At 65.8% G+C, this 20,840-nt stretch carries 19 protein-coding genes, 1 tRNA gene and 1 pseudogene; 14 read left to right on the top strand and 7 right to left on the bottom strand.

Translation table 11 applies throughout. The annotated features are described in order from the left end of the window. The first annotated feature begins 26 nt into the window (after positions 1-26). Positions 27-1,286: a DNA (cytosine-5-)-methyltransferase gene (gene dcm / locus AB0N14_RS06570; protein WP_366024587.1), complete on the top strand. Its 1,260-nt coding sequence runs from the start codon at positions 27-29 to the stop codon at positions 1,284-1,286. Between the two features lie 288 nt (positions 1,287-1,574). Here dcm and AB0N14_RS06565 read toward each other — a convergent pair whose 3' ends face one another. The 5 genes and pseudogenes from AB0N14_RS06565 to AB0N14_RS06545 form a co-directional block, all read right to left on the bottom strand. After that, positions 1,575-1,838 carry a hypothetical protein gene (locus AB0N14_RS06565; RefSeq protein ID WP_366024586.1) on the bottom strand — a complete coding sequence of 88 codons (264 nt, stop codon included), beginning with the start codon at positions 1,836-1,838 and terminating at the stop codon, positions 1,575-1,577. Between the two features lie 229 nt (positions 1,839-2,067). Further along, a pseudogene (locus AB0N14_RS06560) lies at positions 2,068-2,930 on the bottom strand (NgoMIV family type II restriction endonuclease). Positions 2,931-3,002: 72 nt separating this feature from the next. Next, positions 3,003-3,761: a hypothetical protein gene (locus tag AB0N14_RS06555; protein WP_366024585.1), complete on the bottom strand. Its 759-nt coding sequence runs from the start codon at positions 3,759-3,761 to the stop codon at positions 3,003-3,005. Positions 3,762-4,201: 440 nt separating this feature from the next. Further along, positions 4,202-7,195 (bottom strand): Z1 domain-containing protein, encoded by a 2,994-nt coding sequence (locus AB0N14_RS06550; protein ID WP_366024584.1) that lies wholly within the window; start codon positions 7,193-7,195, stop codon positions 4,202-4,204. Between the two features lie 70 nt (positions 7,196-7,265). Continuing rightward, on the bottom strand, positions 7,266-8,810 hold the full coding sequence (locus AB0N14_RS06545; protein ID WP_366024583.1) for an ATP-binding protein: 1,545 nt from the start codon (positions 8,808-8,810) through the stop codon (positions 7,266-7,268). A 986-nt stretch (positions 8,811-9,796) separates the two neighbouring features. On the opposite strand from AB0N14_RS06545, the gene AB0N14_RS06540 reads away from it, so the two are divergent. Continuing rightward, positions 9,797-10,591 carry an NUDIX domain-containing protein gene (locus AB0N14_RS06540; protein ID WP_366024582.1) on the top strand — a complete coding sequence of 265 codons (795 nt, stop codon included), beginning with the start codon at positions 9,797-9,799 and terminating at the stop codon, positions 10,589-10,591. On the opposite strand, the gene AB0N14_RS06535 is transcribed toward AB0N14_RS06540, so the two are convergent. Further along, the gene (locus AB0N14_RS06535; RefSeq protein WP_366024581.1) at positions 10,575-11,708 is read right to left on the bottom strand and encodes an XRE family transcriptional regulator; all 1,134 of its coding nucleotides are present in this window, start codon (positions 11,706-11,708) and stop codon (positions 10,575-10,577) included. The two genes, AB0N14_RS06540 and AB0N14_RS06535, sit on opposite strands and share 17 nt — an antisense overlap. Positions 11,709-12,043: 335 nt before the next feature. Between AB0N14_RS06535 and AB0N14_RS06530 the strand changes: the two genes are divergently transcribed. The 11 genes from AB0N14_RS06530 (at position 12,044) to AB0N14_RS06480 (ending at position 18,651) form a co-directional block, all read left to right on the top strand. Then, a complete protein-coding gene (locus AB0N14_RS06530) occupies positions 12,044-12,400 on the top strand; it encodes a hypothetical protein (protein WP_366024580.1) in 357 nt (118 codons plus the stop codon). A 3-nt stretch (positions 12,401-12,403) separates the two neighbouring features. Continuing rightward, the gene (locus tag AB0N14_RS06525) at positions 12,404-13,759 is read left to right on the top strand and encodes an FtsK/SpoIIIE domain-containing protein (RefSeq protein ID WP_366024579.1); all 1,356 of its coding nucleotides are present in this window, start codon (positions 12,404-12,406) and stop codon (positions 13,757-13,759) included. 81 nt (positions 13,760-13,840) lie between these two features. Further along, complete coding sequence (locus AB0N14_RS06520) at positions 13,841-14,047, top strand: hypothetical protein (protein ID WP_366024578.1); 207 nt, start codon at positions 13,841-13,843, stop codon at positions 14,045-14,047. Further along, entirely contained in the window at positions 14,047-14,715 is a 669-nt protein-coding gene (locus AB0N14_RS06515; protein ID WP_366024577.1) for a DUF2637 domain-containing protein, read from the top strand. Before AB0N14_RS06520 ends, AB0N14_RS06515 begins: the two co-directional genes overlap by 1 nt. A gap of 21 nt (positions 14,716-14,736) precedes the next feature. Further along, the gene (locus AB0N14_RS06510) at positions 14,737-14,928 is read left to right on the top strand and encodes a mobile element transfer protein (protein WP_366024576.1); all 192 of its coding nucleotides are present in this window, start codon (positions 14,737-14,739) and stop codon (positions 14,926-14,928) included. Between the two features lie 9 nt (positions 14,929-14,937). Then, positions 14,938-15,093 (top strand): hypothetical protein, encoded by a 156-nt coding sequence (locus AB0N14_RS06505; RefSeq protein WP_366024575.1) that lies wholly within the window; start codon positions 14,938-14,940, stop codon positions 15,091-15,093. A gap of 24 nt (positions 15,094-15,117) precedes the next feature. Next, positions 15,118-15,429, top strand: coding sequence for a SpdD-like protein (locus tag AB0N14_RS06500; protein WP_366024574.1), 312 nt, complete (start codon positions 15,118-15,120; stop codon positions 15,427-15,429). A 91-nt stretch (positions 15,430-15,520) separates the two neighbouring features. Next, positions 15,521-15,706 carry a hypothetical protein gene (locus tag AB0N14_RS06495; protein ID WP_366024573.1) on the top strand — a complete coding sequence of 62 codons (186 nt, stop codon included), beginning with the start codon at positions 15,521-15,523 and terminating at the stop codon, positions 15,704-15,706. Next, complete coding sequence (repSA, locus tag AB0N14_RS06490) at positions 15,699-17,063, top strand: replication initiator protein RepSA (protein ID WP_366024572.1); 1,365 nt, start codon at positions 15,699-15,701, stop codon at positions 17,061-17,063. The genes AB0N14_RS06495 and repSA overlap by 8 nt, the downstream gene beginning before the upstream one ends. Then, a complete protein-coding gene (locus tag AB0N14_RS06485; RefSeq protein WP_366024571.1) occupies positions 17,060-17,257 on the top strand; it encodes a helix-turn-helix domain-containing protein in 198 nt (65 codons plus the stop codon). The genes repSA and AB0N14_RS06485 overlap by 4 nt, the downstream gene beginning before the upstream one ends. Next, on the top strand, positions 17,257-18,651 hold the full coding sequence (locus tag AB0N14_RS06480; protein WP_366024570.1) for a site-specific integrase: 1,395 nt from the start codon (positions 17,257-17,259) through the stop codon (positions 18,649-18,651). The genes AB0N14_RS06485 and AB0N14_RS06480 overlap by 1 nt, the downstream gene beginning before the upstream one ends. A 174-nt stretch (positions 18,652-18,825) precedes the next feature. Here the strand turns inward: AB0N14_RS06480 and AB0N14_RS06475 are convergent. Beyond that, positions 18,826-18,901 (bottom strand) — tRNA-Arg (locus AB0N14_RS06475). Between the two features lie 304 nt (positions 18,902-19,205). On the opposite strand from AB0N14_RS06475, the gene AB0N14_RS06470 reads away from it, so the two are divergent. Further along, a complete protein-coding gene (locus tag AB0N14_RS06470) occupies positions 19,206-20,813 on the top strand; it encodes a dynamin family protein (RefSeq protein ID WP_366024569.1) in 1,608 nt (535 codons plus the stop codon). Positions 20,814-20,840 lie beyond the last annotated feature (27 nt).

The raw sequence follows: 20,840 nt of genomic DNA, 5'->3' as shown, positions 1-20,840 counted from the left end.
TGCAATCCCGATCTGGAGGTACGAGCGTGGCTGATCTGTCGGCCGTGGAGATCTGCGCGGGCGCTGGAGGCCAGTCGCTCGGCCTTGAGCTGGCAGGGTTCGATCACGCGGTGGCCGTCGAGCTGGACGAGAACGCTGTCAACACGTTGCGTGAGAACCGTGACTGGAAGGTCGTACAGGGGGACGTCGCCGACGAGGACCGCTGGGAACCCAAGAAATACCATGGCGTGGATCTCCTGGCGGGGGGAGTGCCCTGCCCTCCGTTCTCGATCGCCGGTAAGCAGCTCGGTGCCACTGATGAGCGAGACCTTTTCGCATGGGCCGTCGAACTGGCCGGGAAGATGCAGCCCAGGGCACTGCTTCTCGAGAACGTGCGTGGTCTTTCGATGCCTCGTTTCTCCGCATATCGACAGCACGTGAAAGATCGCCTCAGGGACTTTGGGTATTGGTCTGACTGGAAACTACTTCACGCGAATGACTATGGCGTTCCCCAGTTGCGGCCGCGTTTCGTCCTCGTCGCCATGCGGCATGAAGACGCTCAATGGTTCGAGTGGCCTGAGGAAATGCCCACCGAAGCCACCGTTGGAAGTGCTCTGCATGAAATGATGAAATCTAAGGGCTGGCGGGGCGCCGACGCCTGGGCGACAGAGAAAGCGACCGATATCGCCCCGACAATTGTTGGCGGCTCAAAGAAGCATGGAGGCGCAGACCTCGGGCCAACCCGTGCTAAAACAGCCTGGCGTAACCTTGGCGTCGATCCCATGGGCGTTGCCGACGCACCGCCCACAGTGAAAGATCCTATCGACTTCACACCCAAGCTCACCACGGAGATGGTGGCTCGTATCCAAGGCTGGGGCAAGGAGCCTGAATACGAATGGCGTTTCACTGGCCGTAAGACGACGAGGTACCGGCAGATCGGTAATGCATTTCCGCCCCCCGTAGCACGAGCGGTTGGCACTTCCATTGCCAATGCGTTGAGCCGTAAGGGCCAGCCCAAGGAACTGGCTGAGGTAGAGACCGAGGTCATGCATGACCGGCTCTATTTGGCCCTTAAGAGTGCTCCGACTGCACTGACGGAGAAGGAGCTGGTGAAGCTCTCGGGCGAGAAGATGGACTCTCTGACTTTTGAGCGCCGGATGGCCATGCTCGCCCGAGACTTCGTGATCGACGAGGATGACCAACTCGGGGGACGTGCGTACCGACTCGTAGGCTTCAAGGGCTTCATAGGGCAGGAAGGCCACGAGCGGCACGCACGCTTCGCTGAGATGCGTTCGCGTATCAGCTAGCCCAATGCCTTGGCCGTGCCATGCGGTTAACAACTCGGCCCTGGCTATGGCGAATCAGTCAAGCTCACCCTGAAAAGTCGTCCAGTTCTTTCCAGGCTTGATCGGTCTTCCTCTCCAAAGTGTCTATATCTATTTTGTATTTATCAAAGGATGGGTGCTCACCCGGTGCACTCTCGGCTAGGGCTTTATTGAATAGGGCGTGACGAACGCAAAATTTTACGGCCTCTTCATGTTCGGGGTCTGTTGTGCCGATTGCCTCCGTGTCGGCACGGCGCCAGGCGGCCGCCATCAGGAAGAATTCGTATGCTTCGGTGTATTGACCAACTGCATAATACTGCCATGCGTGCCGTTCAAGCCCATGGTATTCATGGTTATTTTTGACATGTACCCTGGAATCACCTTGGGCTTATCCTTCTTCTTTTTCTTCCAGGCGTAATTTGGCGTCTTCTTGGGGCGCAAAAACGCGAGATTTGGGGGGTAGCCAAAGTGACGCTTAAGGAATTCGACTGCCAGTGCGTCATACTTTGACTTCCATTCATCGTCTATAGTCAAGGTCTCAAACCTTTCTAGCTGCCGCATGACGCGAGCTTTTGAGCGATTAATGGCCCTGCTTCGCCTCGGACTTCGCAATCAATGCGAATGACCAGCTTGGACTCCATGCGTACCGGCTCGGGGCCTTCCTTGACCTGCCTAGAGAAATCCCTTGAAGCCCACGAGCCGGTACGCACGGTTTACGGAGACGCGGTCGCGTATGAACTGACCGGTCGTGCACAGGCCTCCGTTAGACGGTTAGGTCCAGGGGCAGGTCGCTGATGTCGCGAAGTCGTTTCCCTGTAACCAAAGTGTCAAGCATGCTGATTGCCTCGTCATTGCCTGTTTGATCGACTGCTTGGATCAACTCCGGCAGTGCGAAGTGGTACACCGTGTCGATATCTCCCGTTCCCAGGGCTAGGGATGCCAACCTTGATGGCGAGGGTTCCGCGGTCACCACCGCGATATGTGGCGTACGTCCCTTGCGGTTCCGGATGACGTTTAGGGCTTCCGAACGTGCGTTTTGTGCGCGGTCGCTGCGCAGCGTCCACTTGCACGAGACGATTGCGTGGACTAGAGGGCGTTCCTGGTTACTCCGCCGGATAACTGTGTACTGGCCAGAGTGCGCATCTACGAGATCTTGGTCGCGATTTATGACTTCGTCCGGCTCAGGGTTCCGTAGCACCAGGATGTCAGGGCTGATCTCATATGAGTTCCCCAATACGGACGCGAGAGTACGGTCATTCTCAATGGCATTCGCGAGGTCCGCCAGGTGCGAGTAGGGCTCATACTTTGAATCTGGTACTCGGCGCGTGATCCACCTACGTTTTCGATGGTCCAGTCGCCTGGACGGAGGGACTGCAAGGCAGGAAATACCTCTGTTAGGAAATCTTCGACGGCTTCTTCGAACTGCTTGCCGGCGCGCTGACCAGTGAGCTTTGTCGGAATGGTTTGGGCGCCGAGGTTCCGTGCAATAGTCAACGCGATGGCTATACTGGTCCTTTGGCTGCTGTCGGCGTTTGAGGCCACATCAACAGGCGACAGGGATAGGGTGTTCCTGTCGACAATGTTCGTGTGGAATCGCTCCCTTGCCTCGGTAAGTGCTGCGGCCATGCGAAAATGCTCCTGCCTATCGGACTTATCGAAGATTTATGCTGACGTCAACATGACCGATGCTGGTCAAATTTAGGATGGATCGTATGTGTTCTCCGCTCTGAGCACGTGTGCGCAATTGGGTTGATTTCTGCAACTGCACGCCGGGTTGGCGCCCAAGCCGACTTCGCTGGTTTCTGCAGGGGCGGCAGCGATTGGAGCTTGGAAGCGCTGGAGCCACTCGTACAGTTCCGCGCGTGCACGGTGGGCGACGTTGGGTAGTCCGGCGGTGTAACGACTGCTGACCACCTTCTTCGTAAGGGGCGCTCCGCGCTCGATAACAAGCAGTGCCGACGCTACCTCGTCGACTCGCTTATGGCGTGTACGGAAGAAGGCCGGTGTCGCGGCAAACCAGTTGACGCCGACGGAGTCAATTTTTCTGTGGAGTGTTGGGTTTACTGGTGCGGATGCGCCGATCATCTGCCACGCCTCCTCAACTACCGGTTTTAGGTGTGCTGACACGGGTGCGTTGCGAAACAGTGCGATCGAGAGAAGCTGAGCTGCACGCTGGAACGGCTGGCCTTCGCGATCGGTGAGCTTGGCAACCTCGCTCGGAAGCCAGACGAGGTTTGGAATGAAGCTGTAAAGCAACGGAATCCGGCTGGCAAGGACGGGCTGGCCGACGTCTCGCCATATATGTGCTGCAGTGAATCCGCCGGCCATCTTCGCACCGGCGAGAGGATGCCCTGTAGGCGCGGTCACTGTCAGGGAACGGGCTGTGCCCTTGATGAAAGAATTGTCGTCCAAGCAGTATCCGCGCACATCCGGGCTGGACCAGAGCTCTTCGCGCATACCCCCGGCACTACGACAGGACAAATCGCGCACCGACCATGGCAGCATCACTGGCCAGGCAGCGTAAGCGTCCAACGGTAGCCAGATCCCTGTCCGCAGGAGGACGTCGAAAGGATCCTGATCGTTCAAGCTGGATAGGTCGGGCACGAAATGCGCCAAGACCTCCGCACCCGTAGCCCGTCTTACGGTCACTCTGTGCCCATCCAAGTTCGGTAGTAGGTCAAATCCAGGCATGTGGGATGCCCCGATCATGCATGGCTCTTCGTCGACCAGGACGGCACGCCGCTCCGCCACAACCAAGGGCGCCAGCCGTACTTCGATCTAGCGTCCTTGCCGCCAACCTTGGGATATGGAAGACCACCGTTGATCCCGATCGGCTGCCGGCCTGTACCGCCAAGCCCGTTGTCCCTAGGTTCAGCGGGCAGTCGCCCATCAGGGCATCACTGCGCTGGTGCAGCCACGATCGCGGCGTCGGTGTGTGTGGAGTCCTTCGCCTGAAAACGGACAAGGCGGCGGGAGGAGTCGGTCGCGGACTTCGGCGGAATCAAGGTGAAGGCCATGACCAGCTTGGCCGGGTCGGCCTTGCCCCGTGAAACTCCGGCCACGGCGCCGAGATCTGCGCCTAGCTTGGCTTCGACGACCGGGTAGAGCAAAGCAATACCGGTCCTCAGTCCGACACAGGCGCTCGATGGGGGCGCTGAGGCGGGATCGACAGCTGAGTCGATCAACCACTGAGCTGCCGCGCGATGCTCCAGTCCTGCAATGCGCCCGAAAGAGGACTTACCAGGTTGGCGCTGGCGCCGCACGAGCGAGAGCGGGACTGAGTCCAGCACGACAGCTTCAACCCGGTCGGCTTTGGTGAGCTGCGGGGCAAGCACTAGCCAGTCGTCGACCTTGGCGAGGGTGCCGTCCAGTTGGGTCAGGTAGCGCAGGTGGGGCTGGAAGATGCCTTCACGCTCCCACTCCAGCTGGCTGAGCACAGCGATCAGTTCGGAGTGACTGACGCGGGCCGTGAGCGCGGAGAACGTCGTACCTTGTGCGCCGTCTGCCTTGGACGGGCTGGTAAAGGCAGCAGGCTCCGAGGACAGGGCGGTGAGCAGCGGACGCCATCGCTTGGTGTTACGGCAAAGGGTTGCTTCGTCGGTTGGGTAGGCGGCGGGCTCGATGGGCTTGCCGGGCGAGCGTATTTCGACGAGCTCGGCGTTGAACATCTTGTTCCTTGCCGATGGCTTGAGCCAGGGCAGGTGCTGAGCGACCAGCGGCGGTACTTGGGCGGGCGTGAGCTGGGGTTTGCCGTCGACCAATTCGGCATACTGAGCGAGCTGCTGACGGAAAAGTTCCTCATCGCGGCAAACCGACTCGAACGCCTCGTAAAGGTCCGCTATGGCCGTCTTGGTCAGTGGCTCCTCGCGCCCAATGTACAGCCGTACGAGGTCGCGGTAGCCGGGCCGGAAGCCGAACCAGCGGCCCATCTGCATAAGTGTGTCCGCTTGGCGAGCGGTCCGGCGGTAGTAGGTGATTGTTAGGCCCTCCACGGTGAAGCCGCGGGACAGCTTGGTGCCGCCGACCAGGATCTTCCAGACGTTTGGTGTGCGGTCGAAGTCAAGGTCAAGCTGCTCGAAGTACTTGTCCGAGTTGCCATTGACGACGATGACAGGGTTTCCGCCCTTGGCGATGAGTTGGCGGGCGCGGCTGACGTATGGGCGCAATTCGTCGTATGAGGCGGGATTGGGAAGGTGCGCGGCGCGGGCCCCGGAGACTTGGGCGAAGTCAGCGGTCCAGAGATCCGCGAGGCGGTTGTGGCCATACGCAGAGGTGTAGCCGGCCTGGTGCCACATGCTATTGATGCGCAGCGCGAGGGCTGCGTGATCATCCGTCTTCACGGACTCGTGAACCAGCATGGTGTGGTGGCGGAACGGCTTTTCCGCGACCCCGTGGTGAGCGCGGTAGAGTTTTAGGGCACCGCTGAGGAGGAAGGCATCCATCGCCTCCTGGAGGCGGTCGTCAGAACCATCGTAGATGCCCCGCACATGCGCCTTCTCTTGAGAATTAGCGACCGTGCGAGATTCCGGATCCGGCAGCGAGTCGAAGTCGTGAAAGTCCTGGACTCCCATGTAGCCCTCGGGGCGAGGCAGGGAGATGAGGAAGTCGCTAGGGAAGATGTCCTCGGCGTCTCCTGGGTCGACGAAGACGTTCGCAAACGGGGTCGCTGTGTAGCCGACATACTGGGCGCGTGGGAGCAGTGTCAGCAGCTGCGAGATGAGGCTGTTGATGGCGGTGCGCTCAGTGGAGTCCTTCTCCCACTTCCTGGGATCGGAGGTATTGACGGAGGCCTGATCGGACTCGTCGTCGATGATAAGGGCGGGCAGTTCACCGAGGATGCCGTGGATCTGCTTGAGATCCTTGACCAGTTTCGTCAATACTGCCTTGTTCTTCTTGACGACCATCACGCGTGCTGCTGCCCGGTGGAGGTTGACCGGGTCGTACAGCGGCAGAGTCGGCGAGTGCTTTTCGAATTCCAGTGCCTTTATGCCCTGAGCCAGGCTCATGTAGTCCTTGTCTCGGGTCGTTAGGCGCTCGATGTCGAATGCTTGCAGGGTGGAAGGACGTCCCCCGTGGCGGACGAACTCGTCCCAATCCTTGTCGTCTCCCACGTAGTCGATGCCAACAAGTGTGTCCAAGTCGGCTGGGTCTGCGCCACGCAGGATGTTCTCCTGGCCAATCAGCTCCATGTCGAGGCGACGCTGCGTTTGAGCGCGGAGAAGGTTGAGGGTGCCGCCGAGGACGATGATCAGCCGGTAACCGGCGTCGAGGGCCTTTGCCGTGACGCCAGTGAAGTTGGCTGTCTTCCCGGACTGGACGTAGCCGACGACCAGGCCCTTCGCTTGGCGGCGGCCCACCTGCTCGGGGTCGGTGAGGCGCTCGACGACTGCCCGACTGGCTTCGTGCAGGCTCGCGATGGCTGCCTCGGACCAGCCTTTGTTGCGAAGCTTCCCCTCGTACGCCTGCCAGTAGAAGGTGCGGGCGGCCGCGCGTTCGGGCGTGTACCACGGGGTGTGCTCGCGGGCGATGACGGTGGCACCCGGCATCTTGGCAACCGGGATGGCCGAGTCGAGGACCTTACGCAGGGCATCGCTGAACTGGAGGCGGTCGTAGGCCACCGTGCGGCGTTCATCGGTTCTCGCTGTCGTGCCCAGAGCCCAACTTGGGTCTTCGGCGAAGTCCCAGGCCGTGAGTGCCTTCGCCCATGCTGTGGCCAGCGCGCCGCCGTTGGCCCCGTCGTCAGCGAGCCTGATACAGAAGGCCTCTTCGCTGAGGTCCACGCCGGGCACTTCGTCGTCTGCCAGGGCGGTGGCCACCTTGATGAAAGGCAGGGGTTTCGCCCCCATCGCTGCCAGGGCGGAAGTGTGGATTTCCAGAAGCGCGTCGCTCACTGCAGGTTCTCTTCTCGGGGAGGAATCGGCTGACCGGTGCGATTGGGTGCGGGCTATTACGTGCAGCGAGTCAGGAGGAACTGCGCCGTCGGCGGTCACGCTGGGCATAGGCCGACGCCAGTAGGATGCTGTTCCAGTACTCGATACGGTCGGCCCGCTTTTTCTCCCAGCGGCCGAGCCCGAAGCAGTCCTGGAGCAGCAGGTACAGCAGCGTTTTGGCGACAGGCGCATCGTTGGACCCGCCACGTCGGCCGTCGTTGAAGTCGTCCCGGAACGCACGGTTGAGCAGGATCGCGTGGGTGTCTCGGTCGAGGTCGAAGAATCGATCTTCGGGTAGGCCTACCCATTCGATGCTGATGGGATCCTCCCCGCCCCTGAGCGGGAGCTCTTCGGTTATGGTCCGCTTGACCTTGGGGTCGAAGCCTTTGCCGGGAGCGATGACTGGCGGCCGTTCAATGGCCGAGCGCGAGGCGCCCTCACGGTAGGCGGCTTCCGCGTCAGCGAGGTATGTGCTGAATGGGGTGCCCGTGGCGTCGACTGCTTTGTCAACACCACGGGTGAAGGCAGGAGTGACTTGGACGCCTTCCTTCTTCACGTTGAGGCTGAACACCCGATTCTCGTCTGCGGGGAGGTCCACCGCGATTCGGGCTAGCGCTAGGTGGCTTTCGGGGCTCCGCAGGTTGTTCCAGCCGCCGGCCTGCACGAGCCGGTCGTGGCGGTAAAAGTAGAAGCCCTGTCGTTCGCTCAACGGTCCGATGTGCCGAAACCCGGCTTCCTTGGCTTTGGCGGGCCAGATATGCGCCTGCAGACGGATATCGCCTGCGCCCTCGACCGGAGCCGCGAAGACCCTCGGGTATCCGGCCCTGCCCGGTACCTTGTAGCCGAACGGGTCCAGTGGCTCGACGCTGATGTGGTCGGTCTCGTCGCCGGTTTCCACGTCCCACACGGCGATATCCAGGTTCAGTGAGTCGCTGAGGAACCGGTGCAGATAGAGCCCAAGGTGGGTCTCCAGCCGGGATATCGCCTCCGAGAGGAACTGCTCGCTCTGGCCAGAGGAGACCGTTTCGAAGGCGCGCACCCGGTCCCAGCGCACGATCGTGCCGTGCCATTCGATCAGCCCGTCATACGTGTCGATCTGTCTCTGGGCGAACTCCGGGTCAACAGTGTCGCAGCGAAAGCCGTCCTCGATTCCCTCAGCGGTGAGCTTGCGGCCCGCTGCGCGGCTCCGCTTGGTACGGCTGATGACTGTCAGCGAGCGGGCGTGCGACAAGGAGGCGGCTTTCAAGCCGGTGCCGTACATCCCTAGAGCCCGCCCCCTGTAGTCACGACGGCGCCCGACAGTCATGGCGCTGTTGAGGCACGCGTCGTCCATGCCCTGGCCGTTGTCGAGGACGAGCAGCGAGACGATGCGGTCGGTGTCACGCAGGAAGTGCACCACCACCGAGTCCGCTCCAGCGTCGATCGAGTTGTCGACGAGGTCAGCCACAGCAACTTCGAAGCCGTATCCCTGGTTCGTCAGTGCCTTGGCATACCCGGCATCCGGCGGCAGGCGCGTACTGTCGGTGACAGGCACGTCGTACTGCCAACTGGCGGTGAGGGATGCAGAGTGAGTCATACGTTCGAAGTTCCTCAGTCTCACTGAGCGGGGCTAGCTGAGCGGACAGTAGCCTCGGTTCCAACGCCACGATTATGGAGATCCTGTATAGAACTTGTACAGGGCATGCACGTCTTGGCTTCGGGTCTCGGTGAGTCAGGGCGGCCGCCAGCGTCTCATCCGGCAGGAGTTTGCCCGGGTCGTGCGCTGCTTATGTCGTGCGCCCGTGTTCCGCCCGGTTCGCTCACACGCGACTCATTACTCTGCCACACTGTGCACGGCTGGGGTGACGTTACGTCAATCCCACCGGCTGGGCGCAGTCGTGCCGGTAGGCAGAGCGAGGGGGCCAGATCGTGTCGTATCCCGTAGAGCGTCCAAGAGGGAAGGCCAAGACACCCCCGTTGCGGAATATACGGAGGGACGGTTCCCACTGTGAAAGATGCGGATTGAGGCTGCCCAGAGACAGGTGGGGCCGGCTGAGCCAGTGTCCTTGCGTGGACACGAAGTAGAAGACTGCCGTGGCGCGAGCCACTTGCTGACGCGGAACGAGGTCGGCGGAGCGGCTTTTGGGCTGGAGCTGCCTTGGCGCGAGTGATCACGGCCCCTTACGCTGGCCCGCGGATCGGGCAGGCTTGTGGACCTGCCCGTTAGTGCCCGATGTGGGGCCATGATCTTCGAGGCTCGCGCCAAGGTGGCTGCCTAAAAGCCGTGGAGCCGACCGCCCCAGCCACGACGTGTTCTGACCTCACGCCCTGTGTGCCTGCCTCTTGGGCGGGAGCGGGCGGCCGGCGGTGCCGAGCGGGGCGGAGACATGAGCGCGGGCGCCGCCGGCCGCCCGCGCCCGCCCGGAGGAGCGAAGCGACGACGGGTGCTTGATGAAGTAGGGAAAGTTCTACCGCGCCGCTGGCTCTTGATCATCTCCCTCGTCGGTGCCTACTCACGTGAGGAGGTCACGGCTACGCTTGTGTCGGCCGACATAACAGGACGACAAGGAGCGTGCTCACCGGATGGGACCCAAGTCGGAGCGGGTCTACCGCACGATTCGCGAGTGGATCGCGACGGGGCAGTATCCGCCAGGTTCCAAGCTCCCGTCCGAGCGGACCTTGTCGGAAGAGCTGGCCATCGGTCGGACCGCGCTGCGCCAGGTGCTGGCCAAGGTCGTGGCCGAAGGTGCCATTGAGGTGCATGGTCGTAGCTCCTACCGCGTGCCGGATCGGTCCGTGACTACCCAGGCGCCGGCGGATGTCGAGCCGTGGCAGATCCATGGCGAGCGCACCCTGTACGACAACCGCTGGGTGAAGCTCAGCCTCGTCGACGTCGAGCCACCAGGAGTCGACCGCTTTGAGCACCACGTCGTGAAGCTTCACCACGTGGCCATCGCCGCCGTCATCGACGACCAGGACCGCGTCCTGATGATATGGCGCTACCGCTTCGTGCCCGACTCGTTCGGATGGGAGCTCCCGGGCGGCATCGTCGACGACGGTGAGGACCCCTTGCAGGCGGCGCTGCGGGAGGTCGAGGAAGAGACTGGTTGGCAGCCGGACTCCCTTGAGCACGTGGTCACGTATCAGCCCATGGTGGGCATGGTCGACTCACCGCATGAGATCTTCGTGGGCAAGGGTGCCAAGCTCATTGGTGAGGCGACGGATCTGGAGGAGGCTGGGCACATCGCCTGGGTGCCGCTCTCCGACATTCCTGGCCTTATGGCACGGGGTGAGCTCATGGGCTCTGGCACGCTCGTTGCCCTGCTCCATGTCCTGTCCTCGCGCGGTGCTGGTGCTTCGCCTACAACTGCTGCGTGAGCTGTTCGATCCTGCGCCGCTGACGGACTGATCCCGTGCGGTTCGCTATGAGGCGGGCCTGACGTAGGTGCTGTTGTGCCTGGTCGTACTCGCCGCGGGCCATGTGCGCCTGTGCGAGATCGCACCGCAGCCCCGCGGACGCCCGTATGAACGTGGGGTCGGTGGTGTCGAGAGCCTTGTAGAGGCTCTCTACGGCTTCGTCGTCGCCTATCAGGACGAGTGCGTTGCCGCGCCACCTGGTGAGGTGTCCTTCGTTGAGGAAGATGCTCAGCATGTCCGGGTCGCGAGCCTCGTCGCCCGGGGGCAGGGATCGCGCCGCGTCCTCAAGTGCGCGCTTGCAGTCGTCGGCCATGCCTGCACGGGCGCATATCTCGGCCTCGGCTGCGTGCAGCCACGCCGTAAGACGTGGAGACATGGCCTTGCCGCCGAGTCGCTGAGCCTCGCGAATCAGTTGCACTGCCATGGGCGCGCGTCCAGCGTCGCAGAGGACATAAGCCTGCTCGGCTGTTGCGTGTGCCAGGTACATCGGCTCTTCGGCCTCTTGGGCGGCTCGCTTACCCAGCTCGTAGTGCCGCCAGGCACGTTCAATAGCTCCGACGTCAAGCGCCTGCCAGGCGGCCAGCGTCGCGGCTCCTGCCAATGCTCGAGCGACTGGACGCCGGGTATCGGGCAGCACAGCGAAGGTGAGCGCATCCTCAAGCGTCGTCAGGTGAGCCGTCATCTGGTCGACGAGACTGGCGGCACCCATCTGCCGGTCTACGGTCCTGAACAGTTCCGTCTGGTCCATGAACGTGTTCACCATGGTCAGGCTGATGCTGCGAGCCGCGTCGATCCGGCCCATCAACTCGTCGTATCCGTCCGCCGTAACCGATGGCGTCAGAAGCTCTGTCCTGCCTGCCAGTTCGTCGTCAGTGATGCCAAGCAGCGCTCGGAGTATCTTCGCGTAGCGGGCTGAGATGGAGCGCCGGCCGTTCTCCCACTCCGAGACGTACACGCGCAGACTGGCTGTTGATGCCACGTCGAGCATGTGCTGTCGCGCGTAGCGCTCGATCTCCCGAACCAGCCGCTCTTGCGACCACTCCCGTGCGCTTCTTGCTGTCTTGAGTCCGTTCCTCACGTGGCGCCGCCCTGCTTGGGTTACCGAGACCTCAATTGCAGCATGCCTCACATCGCCGCAGGTCGGCAGGGGTTAACGCGTCAGGTGTTAACCCCTGTTGGCTACCGGGTCGTTGGCGTGGGCTGTTCCCTAGAAGCGTCGCAGCAAGGCGAGTTGAGAAGCCGAAGCGGCGGCAGCGCTTGACTTCTGGTGCGCACCAGATGCAACCTACTGGTGCGCACCAGTTGGAGGCGCAAAAACCTGCGGCCCTGCCGTGCGTCCAGTCAATGCACGAGAGCGGCGACCCACCGCGAAGCAAGTACGCCGCTCCCGCCCCTCTTCAAGGGAGTTACATCATGCGTCAGATCCCCGTCGACACCACCGCCGCCACCGTGATGGTCGCCAAGACCCCGCAGCCCAAGGTGAAGGACCGCCGTACGGGCGAAATCGCGCTCGACGCCGAGACCGGCGCAAAGCTGATGACCGTCGACGTGATGTTCGCGGCCAACGACGAGGTCGAGATCCTGTCCATCACCGTCCCTGAGACCGGCATCTCCGGTGACCTGGCCATGGGTACCCCGGTCGCACTGACGGGGCTGATCGCCCGTCCCTGGGAGAACGAGTTCAACGGGCAGAAGCGGCACGGCATCGCCTTCCGCGCGGTCGCCGTCACCTCGCTGACCGCCACCGGTTCGGCCTCGAAGGCGGCCTGAGCCATGACGTGGTTCATGGTCGTTGTGGTGCTGGTCGTCGCCGCTGCGGGTCTCCTGCGGTGGCGGCGCCCCGCCTGGTACTGGCTGACCTTCGGCGTCGTCCTCGCCATGCTGCGGGTCCTGGTCCACTACGCCTCCGTAATGGACGCCTGCGGACTGGCGGTCCCGCCCTCCCGCTGGCGCCTGGCCTTAGCCCGGGCCACCAACCGGCCGGTGCCGGAGTCTCGCCCGCCGCGCATCCTGCGGCTCCGGCCAACTCGCACCGGCCTGGTGCTGCGGCTCAAGCTGCGCCCTGGTCAGGACGCCTTCGACGTCTCGGCCGCCACGGACCGGCTGCGCCACTCCTTCGGCATGTATGGCGTCACCTCCCGTGAGGTCCGCTCGGGTGTGGTCGAAGTGCGGATGACCGGCTACGACGTCTTGAAGCGGGTGCAGATGCCGACCAAGGTCGAGCGTGCGCCGATGCGGATTCCTGTCGCGCTGCGTGAGGACGGCTCGGTGCACTACCGCGACTACCGCGCCGTCCCGCACGGCCTGACGCTCGGAGCTACGGAGTCCGGCAAGTCGGTCTACCAGCGGAACCTGGTGGCCGGGCTGGCCCCGCACGATGTGGCGCTTGTCGGGATCGACTGCAAGCAAGGGGTCGAGCTGTTCCCGCTGGCCCGCCGCTTCTCCGCGCTGGCCGACACCCCGGACACCGCGCTGGAGGTCCTGGAGGCCCTGGTTGCGCACATGGAGGAGGTGTACCAGCTCATACGGGCCGAGCAGCGCATCAGCGGGGCCGTGCCGGATGCGGAGATCGCCGCCGACATCTGGGACCTGCCCGAGGACCTGCGCCCGATCCCGATCGTGGTCCTCGTGGACGAGGTCGCCGAGCTGGCCCTGTTCACCACGAAGGAGGAGGAGAAGCGGCGGGACCGGATCATCACCGCCCTCGTTCGGCTCGCCCAGCTCGGCCGCGCGGCCGGCATCTACCTCGAGATCTGCGGGCAGCGCTTCGGCTCCGAACTCGGCAAGGGCATCACCATGCTCCGCGCCCAGCTCACCGGCCGGACCGCGCATCGCGTCAACGACGAGACCTCCGCCAACATGGCCTTCGGTGACATCTCGCCGGACGCTGTCCTGGCCGCCATCCAGATCCCCGCCGAGATGCGCGGGGTTGCCATCGCGGGTGACTCGACCGGTGGCTGGCACCGCATCCGCGCCCCGCACACCTCGCTGCGGCAGGCCGTGAACATCTGCAACAAGTACGCCGACCGCACGCCGGACCTGCCCGCGCTGGCGGCCTACAAGCCCGTGGCTGCCTCGCTGCCCTCAGCCCCTGTGCCGCTGTCCAAGACAGCCCCCGCGACGGCCTGACTCTCCCCGCTTCCCGGTCGGCGCGACCGCTTCGCGCCAGGTCCCTACCCCTGCCATGCCTGACGAAGGGAAAGCCCCGCCATGTGCCCTCACCGCGAGGACTTCGCCCGCACGGTGCTCCTGCTCCTCCAGCTCGGCCACTACGCCAATACGACCGGCGCTGACCAGGGCTTCATCGAGGCCATCGGCCCGTCCCTGGCCGCCTCGCTGCCCGAGCCGCCGCCCGGCCTCTTCCCGCCCGGCTACGACCCCAACGACGGTCCCGCCTACCCCGGCGAGGACTCTTGATGGCTCGCCCCGCTCTCCGCGTCGATGCCGTCCTGGTCCAGGCTGTCATCGCCGGAGCGCTGTCCTTCGCCCACCTGCACGATCTGGCCGCCGCTGCCGGACAGAGCGGGTGGAAGGCGTGGGCCTACCCGGTCAGCGTCGACCTGCTCCTGGTCGCCGCCTGGCGACGGCTCCGCTCGGACGGCCCGTCCCGGCTGGCCTGGTGCTGGTTCCTCATTGCTCTGTTCGCCTCGCTCGGCGCCAACGTCGCCACCGCCGGATTCCTCGACCTCGCCAACCCGCCCGCCCTGCTCCGCCTCGGCGTCGCCGGATGGCCTGCGCTGGCCTTCCTCGGCGGCACCCTGCTCGCTCACTCGTCGGCCACGGACCGGGAGCCGGTTCCGCCGGCACCCGCCGCCGAGCCGGAACCCGTTCCTGAGGCACCGCCCTCGGAGACGGACACGTCCCCGGAGGCAGAGACCGAAGAGGCCCCCGCGCTTCCCGCTGCCGCTCCGCCTCCGCCCGCCCCACCGGCCGTACCGGTCCCGGCCGCTTTGGTCGAGCACGCCCGGAAGGTCGCCGCCGACCACGAAGCACGCACCGGAGCCCGGATCGACACCGACACCCTCCGCGCCCGCCTCGGCGTCCCGCCCCAGTTGGCCGACGCCATCGCCGCCCAACTCGCCTGAGCCGAAAGGAGAACTGCTGCGATGCCCGCCCGCGACCACTTCCACTCCGTCATGAGCATCGGCCCGGTGCAGATCGGCACCTACCGCGACCGCAACGGCCGGACCAAGCACGCCGCCGTGTGCACCGCCGACCGCTGCGGCTGGTCCGCCGACTACTCCAGCCAGTCCGCCGCCCAGCTCGCCGCCCGCACCCACCGCTGCCGCGTCCGCTAGGAGGCACCCGTGCAGGTTCCGCTCTGGCTCGCCCTGCTCGTCGTCGGCTGGCTCGGCGTCAAGCTCATCCGCCCGCCCTGGTGGCTCATCGCCGTGCTCCTGCTCGGCGGCTTCCTCCTCGCCGACAGCGTCCTGGCCCCCGCCATCAACGCGCTCATCAAGTAACCCGCCCGGAAGGGAGAACCGTTGATGTTCCGCCCGAAGATCCCGACCAACCCCACACCGACCGGCCACGTCACCCCGCCCGCCGTGGTCGAGCCGACCGCCGTCGTCCCGGCTGCCCAGACTCCACCGCCCGCTCCGGCGGCGCCGTCCCGGCCCGTTGTCCAGCTCACCCCCGGCACCGCGCTCACCCTCATTGGCGGCGGCACCGCCGTGGTCCTGGTCGTCGGCGCCGTCCTGGTCTCCATGCTCCTGGCGGTCGCCGTCACCGGCGCCTCGGTCGCCGTCTGCGCCCTGGTGATCCGCTCGCTCGTGAACGCCGAGGCTAAGCGCCGCTGACCGGCCCCCGGGGCGGCCGTCAACCGCCAAGTCTCCGCCGCCCCGGAAGCCGCGCCCCTCACCGATCTCGCAACCGGAAGGAACCCCCAGCATGACCGACCGCGGCACATCCTCGCCCCGCATCTGCCCGAACTGCGACGGCTTCGCCTCCGTCGCCATCACCTCTGGCGGCCGCGACCGACACGGCCACCTACGCACCATCGCGGCGGACTGCCCGGCCTGCCAGGGCACCGGCACCGCCCCCGCCCGCCCCGTCCGGGAGGGTGCCCGTGCCTGACCTGCTTGACCCGACCACCCTCGGCGACCTGTTGAGGGTGGCCTCGGCCCCCGACTACACCCGCTGGGAAGACCAGATCCGCCGCACCGGCGGCTGCGCCGACCCCATCCACCTGCGCGGCTGGGTCCTCCACAAGGACAAGGTCACCGGCGAGACCCTGCACCACTACTCCACCGAGAACGAGCCGGGCGGTCGCCTCCGCGTCGCCTGCGGCAACCGCCGCGCCTCCCGCTGCCCGGCCTGCGCCTGGACGTACGCGGGCGACACCTACCATCTCATCCGCGCCGGGCTCGCGGGCGACGACCGCCGCGACATCCCCGCCACTGTCCGCGATCACCCCCGCGTCTTCGTCACCCTCACCGCCCCGTCCTTCGGCCCGGTCCACAACCGCCCCGACCATGGCGTCTGTCGGTGCGGCACCCGCCACGCCTCCGACGATCCCGCCCTCGGTACCGCTCTGGACCCGGCCACGTACGACTACGCAGGCGCCGTCCTGTTCAACAACTACGCCGGGCAGCTCTGGCAGCGCTTCACCAACCGGCTCCGCCGCGAGATCGCCGCCCGCGCCGGCCTTTCTCAGCGGGAGCTGAAGGAGTGCGCCCGACTGTCGTACGGCAAGGTCGCCGAGTTCCAGAAACGCGGCGCCGTGCACTTCCATGCAGTGATCCGCCTCGACGGACCCGACGGACCGGAGACCCCGCCCGCAGCCTGGGCGACGGTCGGCCTCCTCACCGACGCGATCCGCGCCGCTGCCGCGCACTCGTACACGTCGGTCTCCGTCCCGGCCGTCGAAGACCAACCCGCCCGGACCTTCCGCTGGGGCACCCAGCTCGACGTACGCCCCGTGAAAGCCTTCGGCGACGGCTCCGAGATCACCGAACAGGCCGTGGCCTCCTACGTCGCCAAGTACGCCACCAAAGCCGCCGAGAACACCGGCACCCTCGACCGCCGCATCGGCGAACTGTCCGAACTCGACCGCCACCAGGTCCCCGATCACACCCGCCGCCTGATCGAGGCCTGCAAGATGCTCGACCCGCTGTACCCCGACCGCCGCCTGTGGGCCTGGGCTCACATGCTCGGCTTCCGCGGCCACTTCTCCACCAAATCCCGCCGCTACTCCACCACCCTCGGCGCCCTCCGCCAGGAACGCGCCGACTACCGCGCCGCCCAGGAACGCGAAGCCCTCGGCCTGGACGATGCCGAGTCGGACACCGTCCTGGTCCTGGCCGACTGGCAGTACGCCGGACACGGCCACACCCCCGGAGAATCCGCCCTCGCCGCCACCATCGCCCGCGACCTCCAGCTCAACCGCGAAACCGCCCGCGAAGCCTTGCTCAGCGAAGGGAGCGCACCATGACCACCGCGACCGGATCGCGCACGATGCTCACCCTTGCTGAAGTCTGCGAAGAGTTGAGCATCTCGCGCTCGACCTTCTACGACTGGCGAGCGAAGAGGCGTGCACCGCGCTGCATCAAGCTCCCGAACGGCGACCTCCGAATCCGGCGGATTGACCTCGAACACTGGCTCGACGACCGTGAGGACGCCGCCTGATGGAGACGACGTACGACGTGAAGGTCTACAAGATCCTGACGTACAAGGGCGCCCGGAAGACCACCTACACCGTGCGTTGGGCGGTCGCGGGCAAGCGCTGGCGCGAGCCCTTCAACACCATCGCGCTTGCTGAAGGCTTCCGTTCTGAACTCATCCGGGCGACGGGCAAGGGCGAAGCGTTCGTCGTCGCCACCGGCCTTCCTGTGTCCCACCGTTCCAAGTCGGCTGCCATGAGCTGGTACAAGTTCGCCGTCGAGTACGTGGATGCCCGTTGGCCTCAACTCGGCGGCAACAGCCGCAAGAACATCGCCAAGACCCTCACCGCGACGACCATCGCGCTGTTGCGGGCCAAACCCACACAGTTCACACCGGTGGCCGTGCGCACCGCTCTGCGTGAGTGGGCGTTCAATACGAACCGACGCCCGAACGCGCCCCGAGACGTGGTGGCCATCCTCAAATGGGTCGAGCGGAACTCCCTGCCTGTCTCGGCCTGGGAGGATCCGGAGAAGGTCGACCAGGTCCTGCACGCCATCGACACGCGCCTCGACGGCAAGCAGGCGGCGGCCTGGTCCCGGAAGCGCAACCGCCGGATCCTCAATGTCGCCATGAAGTACGCGATCCGGCGGCGCATCCTCCGGGCCAACCCCCTTCCCAAGGGCAAGGATTCGACGGCCGCCACCAAGACCACGAACGCCGTGGACAAGCGGTCCTTGCTGAATCCCGAGCAGGCGGCGGCGATCCTTGACTGGATACGGCGCCGGCCGCGCGGCGGCAAGCGGCTTCACGCCTTCTTCGCCACGCTGTACTACTGCGGCCCCAGGCCTGAGGAAGCCGTAGCCATGCGTGTGGAAGACGTGACGCTGCCCGAGCCCGACGCCGAGGACCAGTGGTGTGAGCTGCTGATCCATACGGCGACCCCGGAGATCGGAAAGCAGTGGACCGACACGGGGGAGATCCACGAACATCGCGACCTGAAAGGCCGCGCGGAGGGCGAGACGCGCACGGTGCCGGGCCACCCGGCCCTGACGCGCATCCTCCGGCAGCACATCGAGGACGAAAAGCTGCAGCCGGGTGATCTGCTCTTCCAGGGGGAGTCGGGCGGCATCCTCGCCGGATCCGTCATCCGCCGAGCGTGGCGCAGCGCCCGCAAGGCCGTGCTGCCTCCGCACGTCTTCGAGTCTCCGACCGGGCGGCGCGTGTACGACAACCGGAACACGCGCCTTACGAAGTGGCTCAACGACGGAATCCCGCCCGCCCAGGTGGCGGAGTGGGCCGGGAACAGCGTTGCCGTGCTTCTGGCGACCTACGCCCGATGCATCGACGGCCAGCTGCCCGACCTGAAGAGGCGGCTTGAGGCTGCCGGAGATCTCCCTGAGCGGCCGTCCGCGGACTGACCCTTGGCTCAGAACTTCGACACGCATTCGACACAGCCACCCGCGAAAACCCGGTGACAGCCGGACAGCCCCGGAGTCTTCCCTTGATCATAAAGGGGGCGTCCGGGGCTGACTCACGCCGAGCGATACCCACTCTGACCAGCAAAAAGCCCTCCCCGAGGGGAGGGCGGAAACTGGCGCCCCCGGCAGGACTCGAACCTGCGGCCAAGCGCTTAGAAGGCGCCTGCTCTATCCACTGAGCTACGGGGGCCTGTGTGGTGGCCTGTCGTGGGGCTCGGACGGGCTGATCCGTGACCTTGCCGGAGACAAGGATAGGGCTCCCCGGACCCTGGTCCCTGTTGCTTCGCCTCCGTGGCTCCGTGTGGAGGTTCGGTGAAGCGGTTCGATAATCGCAGGCAGGTGCGAATCGTGCATCGCTTTTGCCGTTCGACGCCCCGGGTGTTGTGCACTCGTTATGCCTGCGTCCCAGTAGCCCCTTCCGTCCCGTCTGTCCTTCGGCGCGCAGACATTGCCATATGCTTCAGAAAGCGTCCAAAATTGGGCATTCTTCGCATGTGGTGACCTTGGACGTACGGCCTCAGCTGCTCGACGCACTCTCCGCCCTGCGCGACCGTGTCGCCGCCGCACGCTTCCCGCTGCCCCTGGCCGGGGCTCCTCGCGCGCGTGCGAACCGCGACGAGCTTCTCGCACAGCTCGACGACTATGTGGTGCCCCGGCTGAGAGAGCCTGAAGCGCCCCTGCTGGCCGTGATCGGGGGATCGACCGGGAGCGGCAAGTCGACGCTCGTCAATTCCCTCGTAGGGCGCAAGGTCAGCGAGGCGGGTGTACTGCGGCCCACCACCCGAACGCCCGTCCTCGTCTGCCATCCGGGGGACCACCACTGGTTCAGCCGTATGCGCGTCCTGCCCACCCTTCCGCGCGTGTGGGTGCCCCAGCAGGAGTCCGGCGACGATCCACGCACCGCCGTGGGCCGCGAGGAGCGGGTGCTGCGCATCGAGACCGCCGACACGCTCCCGCGCGGGCTCGCCCTGCTCGACGCGCCCGACATCGACTCCCTGGTCGCGGGCAACCGGATCCTCGCCGCCGAGCTGATCTGCGCCGCCGACGTGTGGGTCCTGGTCACCACCGCCGTCCGCTACGCCGACGCCGTGCCCTGGCACCTGCTGCGCACCGCCAAGGAGTACCGCGCGACCCTCGTCACCGTGCTCGACCGGGTACCGCACCAGGTCGTGTCCGAGGTGGCGCGGCAGTACGGCGCCCTGCTCACCAAGGCCGGGCTCGGTGAGGTCCCCCTGTTCACTGTGCCCGAGCTGCCCGAGTCCGCCTGGGGCGGGGGGCTGCTGCCCGCCACCGCGGTCGAGCCGCTGCGCTTGTGGCTCGCGAACCTGGTCCGGGATCCCGCCGCCCGGGAGGCCGCCATGACCCGGACGGCCCAGGGAGTCCTCGACTCGCTCAGGGCCCGGCTGCCGGAACTGGCCGGCGCCGCCGCCGCCCAGTACGCCGCCGCCCTCCGGCTCACCGCGGCCGTCGAGACGGCGTACGACAGTGAGTACGCGCGCGTGCGGGAGCGTCTGGAGTCCGGGGCCGTCCTCGCCGGCGACGCCCTGAAGCGCTGGCGCGGCCACCCCGTGGACTGCACCGCCGGGGAACTGCTGGACGCCCTCGTCGACAGCCTCGGCGCCCTGCTGCTGTGCGCGGTCGCAGCCGCCGACGAGCGCGTCGAGGAGGCCTGGCGGCGCGAACCCGCCGCGGCGGTCCCGGAGCTGACGCAGCGCGACCCCACGCTGGAGAGCGCCGAGCACCGCATCGGGATGACCGTACGACGCTGGCGGCGCGTCCTGGAGGAGTACTCCGAGGAATCGGTGCGCGACCTGGACAAGAGCGCCGCCCCGGACGCCGAGGAGGTGGCCGCGCTCGTCGCCACGGCCCTGCTCGGCGGACGGCGGGCGCGGGCGGCCGGCGAGGGGCTCGCCGAGCGGATCGGCGCACATCGGGCGCTGCGGCTGCGCGACCGCGCCGCGCGGCTGCTCTCTGAGTACCTCGACCGGGCCCTGCGCACGGAACGGGAACGCCGCCTCGCTCCGCTCGACGCCCTCGACGTCCACGCCGAGCCCCAGGCCGAACTCATCGCCGCGCTGTCCGTACTCGAGAAGGAGAGGTGACCGCGGTGACCGCCGCCACGGATCACA

Source organism: Streptomyces sp. NPDC051104, assembly GCF_040682835.1.
GTDB lineage: Bacteria > Actinomycetota > Actinomycetes > Streptomycetales > Streptomycetaceae > Streptomyces > Streptomyces cynarae.
This window is presented reverse-complemented; position numbering and strand designations above follow the sequence as displayed.

Bases quoted from the DNA above. Each gene is read 5' to 3' on its own strand.
- AB0N14_RS06555 (WP_366024585.1), bottom strand. From the start codon at position 3,761: ATGCGCGAAGAGCTCTGGTCCAGCCCGGATGTGCGCGGATACTGCTTG.
- AB0N14_RS06545 (WP_366024583.1), bottom strand. From the start codon at position 8,810: ATGACTCACTCTGCATCCCTCACCGCCAGTTGGCAGTACGACGTGCCT.
- AB0N14_RS06540 (WP_366024582.1), top strand. From the start codon at position 9,797: ATGGGACCCAAGTCGGAGCGGGTCTACCGCACGATTCGCGAGTGGATC.
- AB0N14_RS06530 (WP_366024580.1), top strand. From the start codon at position 12,044: ATGCGTCAGATCCCCGTCGACACCACCGCCGCCACCGTGATGGTCGCC.
- AB0N14_RS06525 (WP_366024579.1), top strand. From the start codon at position 12,404: ATGACGTGGTTCATGGTCGTTGTGGTGCTGGTCGTCGCCGCTGCGGGT.
- AB0N14_RS06520 (WP_366024578.1), top strand. From the start codon at position 13,841: ATGTGCCCTCACCGCGAGGACTTCGCCCGCACGGTGCTCCTGCTCCTC.
- AB0N14_RS06515 (WP_366024577.1), top strand. From the start codon at position 14,047: ATGGCTCGCCCCGCTCTCCGCGTCGATGCCGTCCTGGTCCAGGCTGTC.
- AB0N14_RS06510 (WP_366024576.1), top strand. From the start codon at position 14,737: ATGCCCGCCCGCGACCACTTCCACTCCGTCATGAGCATCGGCCCGGTG.
- AB0N14_RS06500 (WP_366024574.1), top strand. From the start codon at position 15,118: ATGTTCCGCCCGAAGATCCCGACCAACCCCACACCGACCGGCCACGTC.
- AB0N14_RS06495 (WP_366024573.1), top strand. From the start codon at position 15,521: ATGACCGACCGCGGCACATCCTCGCCCCGCATCTGCCCGAACTGCGAC.
- AB0N14_RS06485 (WP_366024571.1), top strand. From the start codon at position 17,060: ATGACCACCGCGACCGGATCGCGCACGATGCTCACCCTTGCTGAAGTC.
- AB0N14_RS06480 (WP_366024570.1), top strand. From the start codon at position 17,257: ATGGAGACGACGTACGACGTGAAGGTCTACAAGATCCTGACGTACAAG.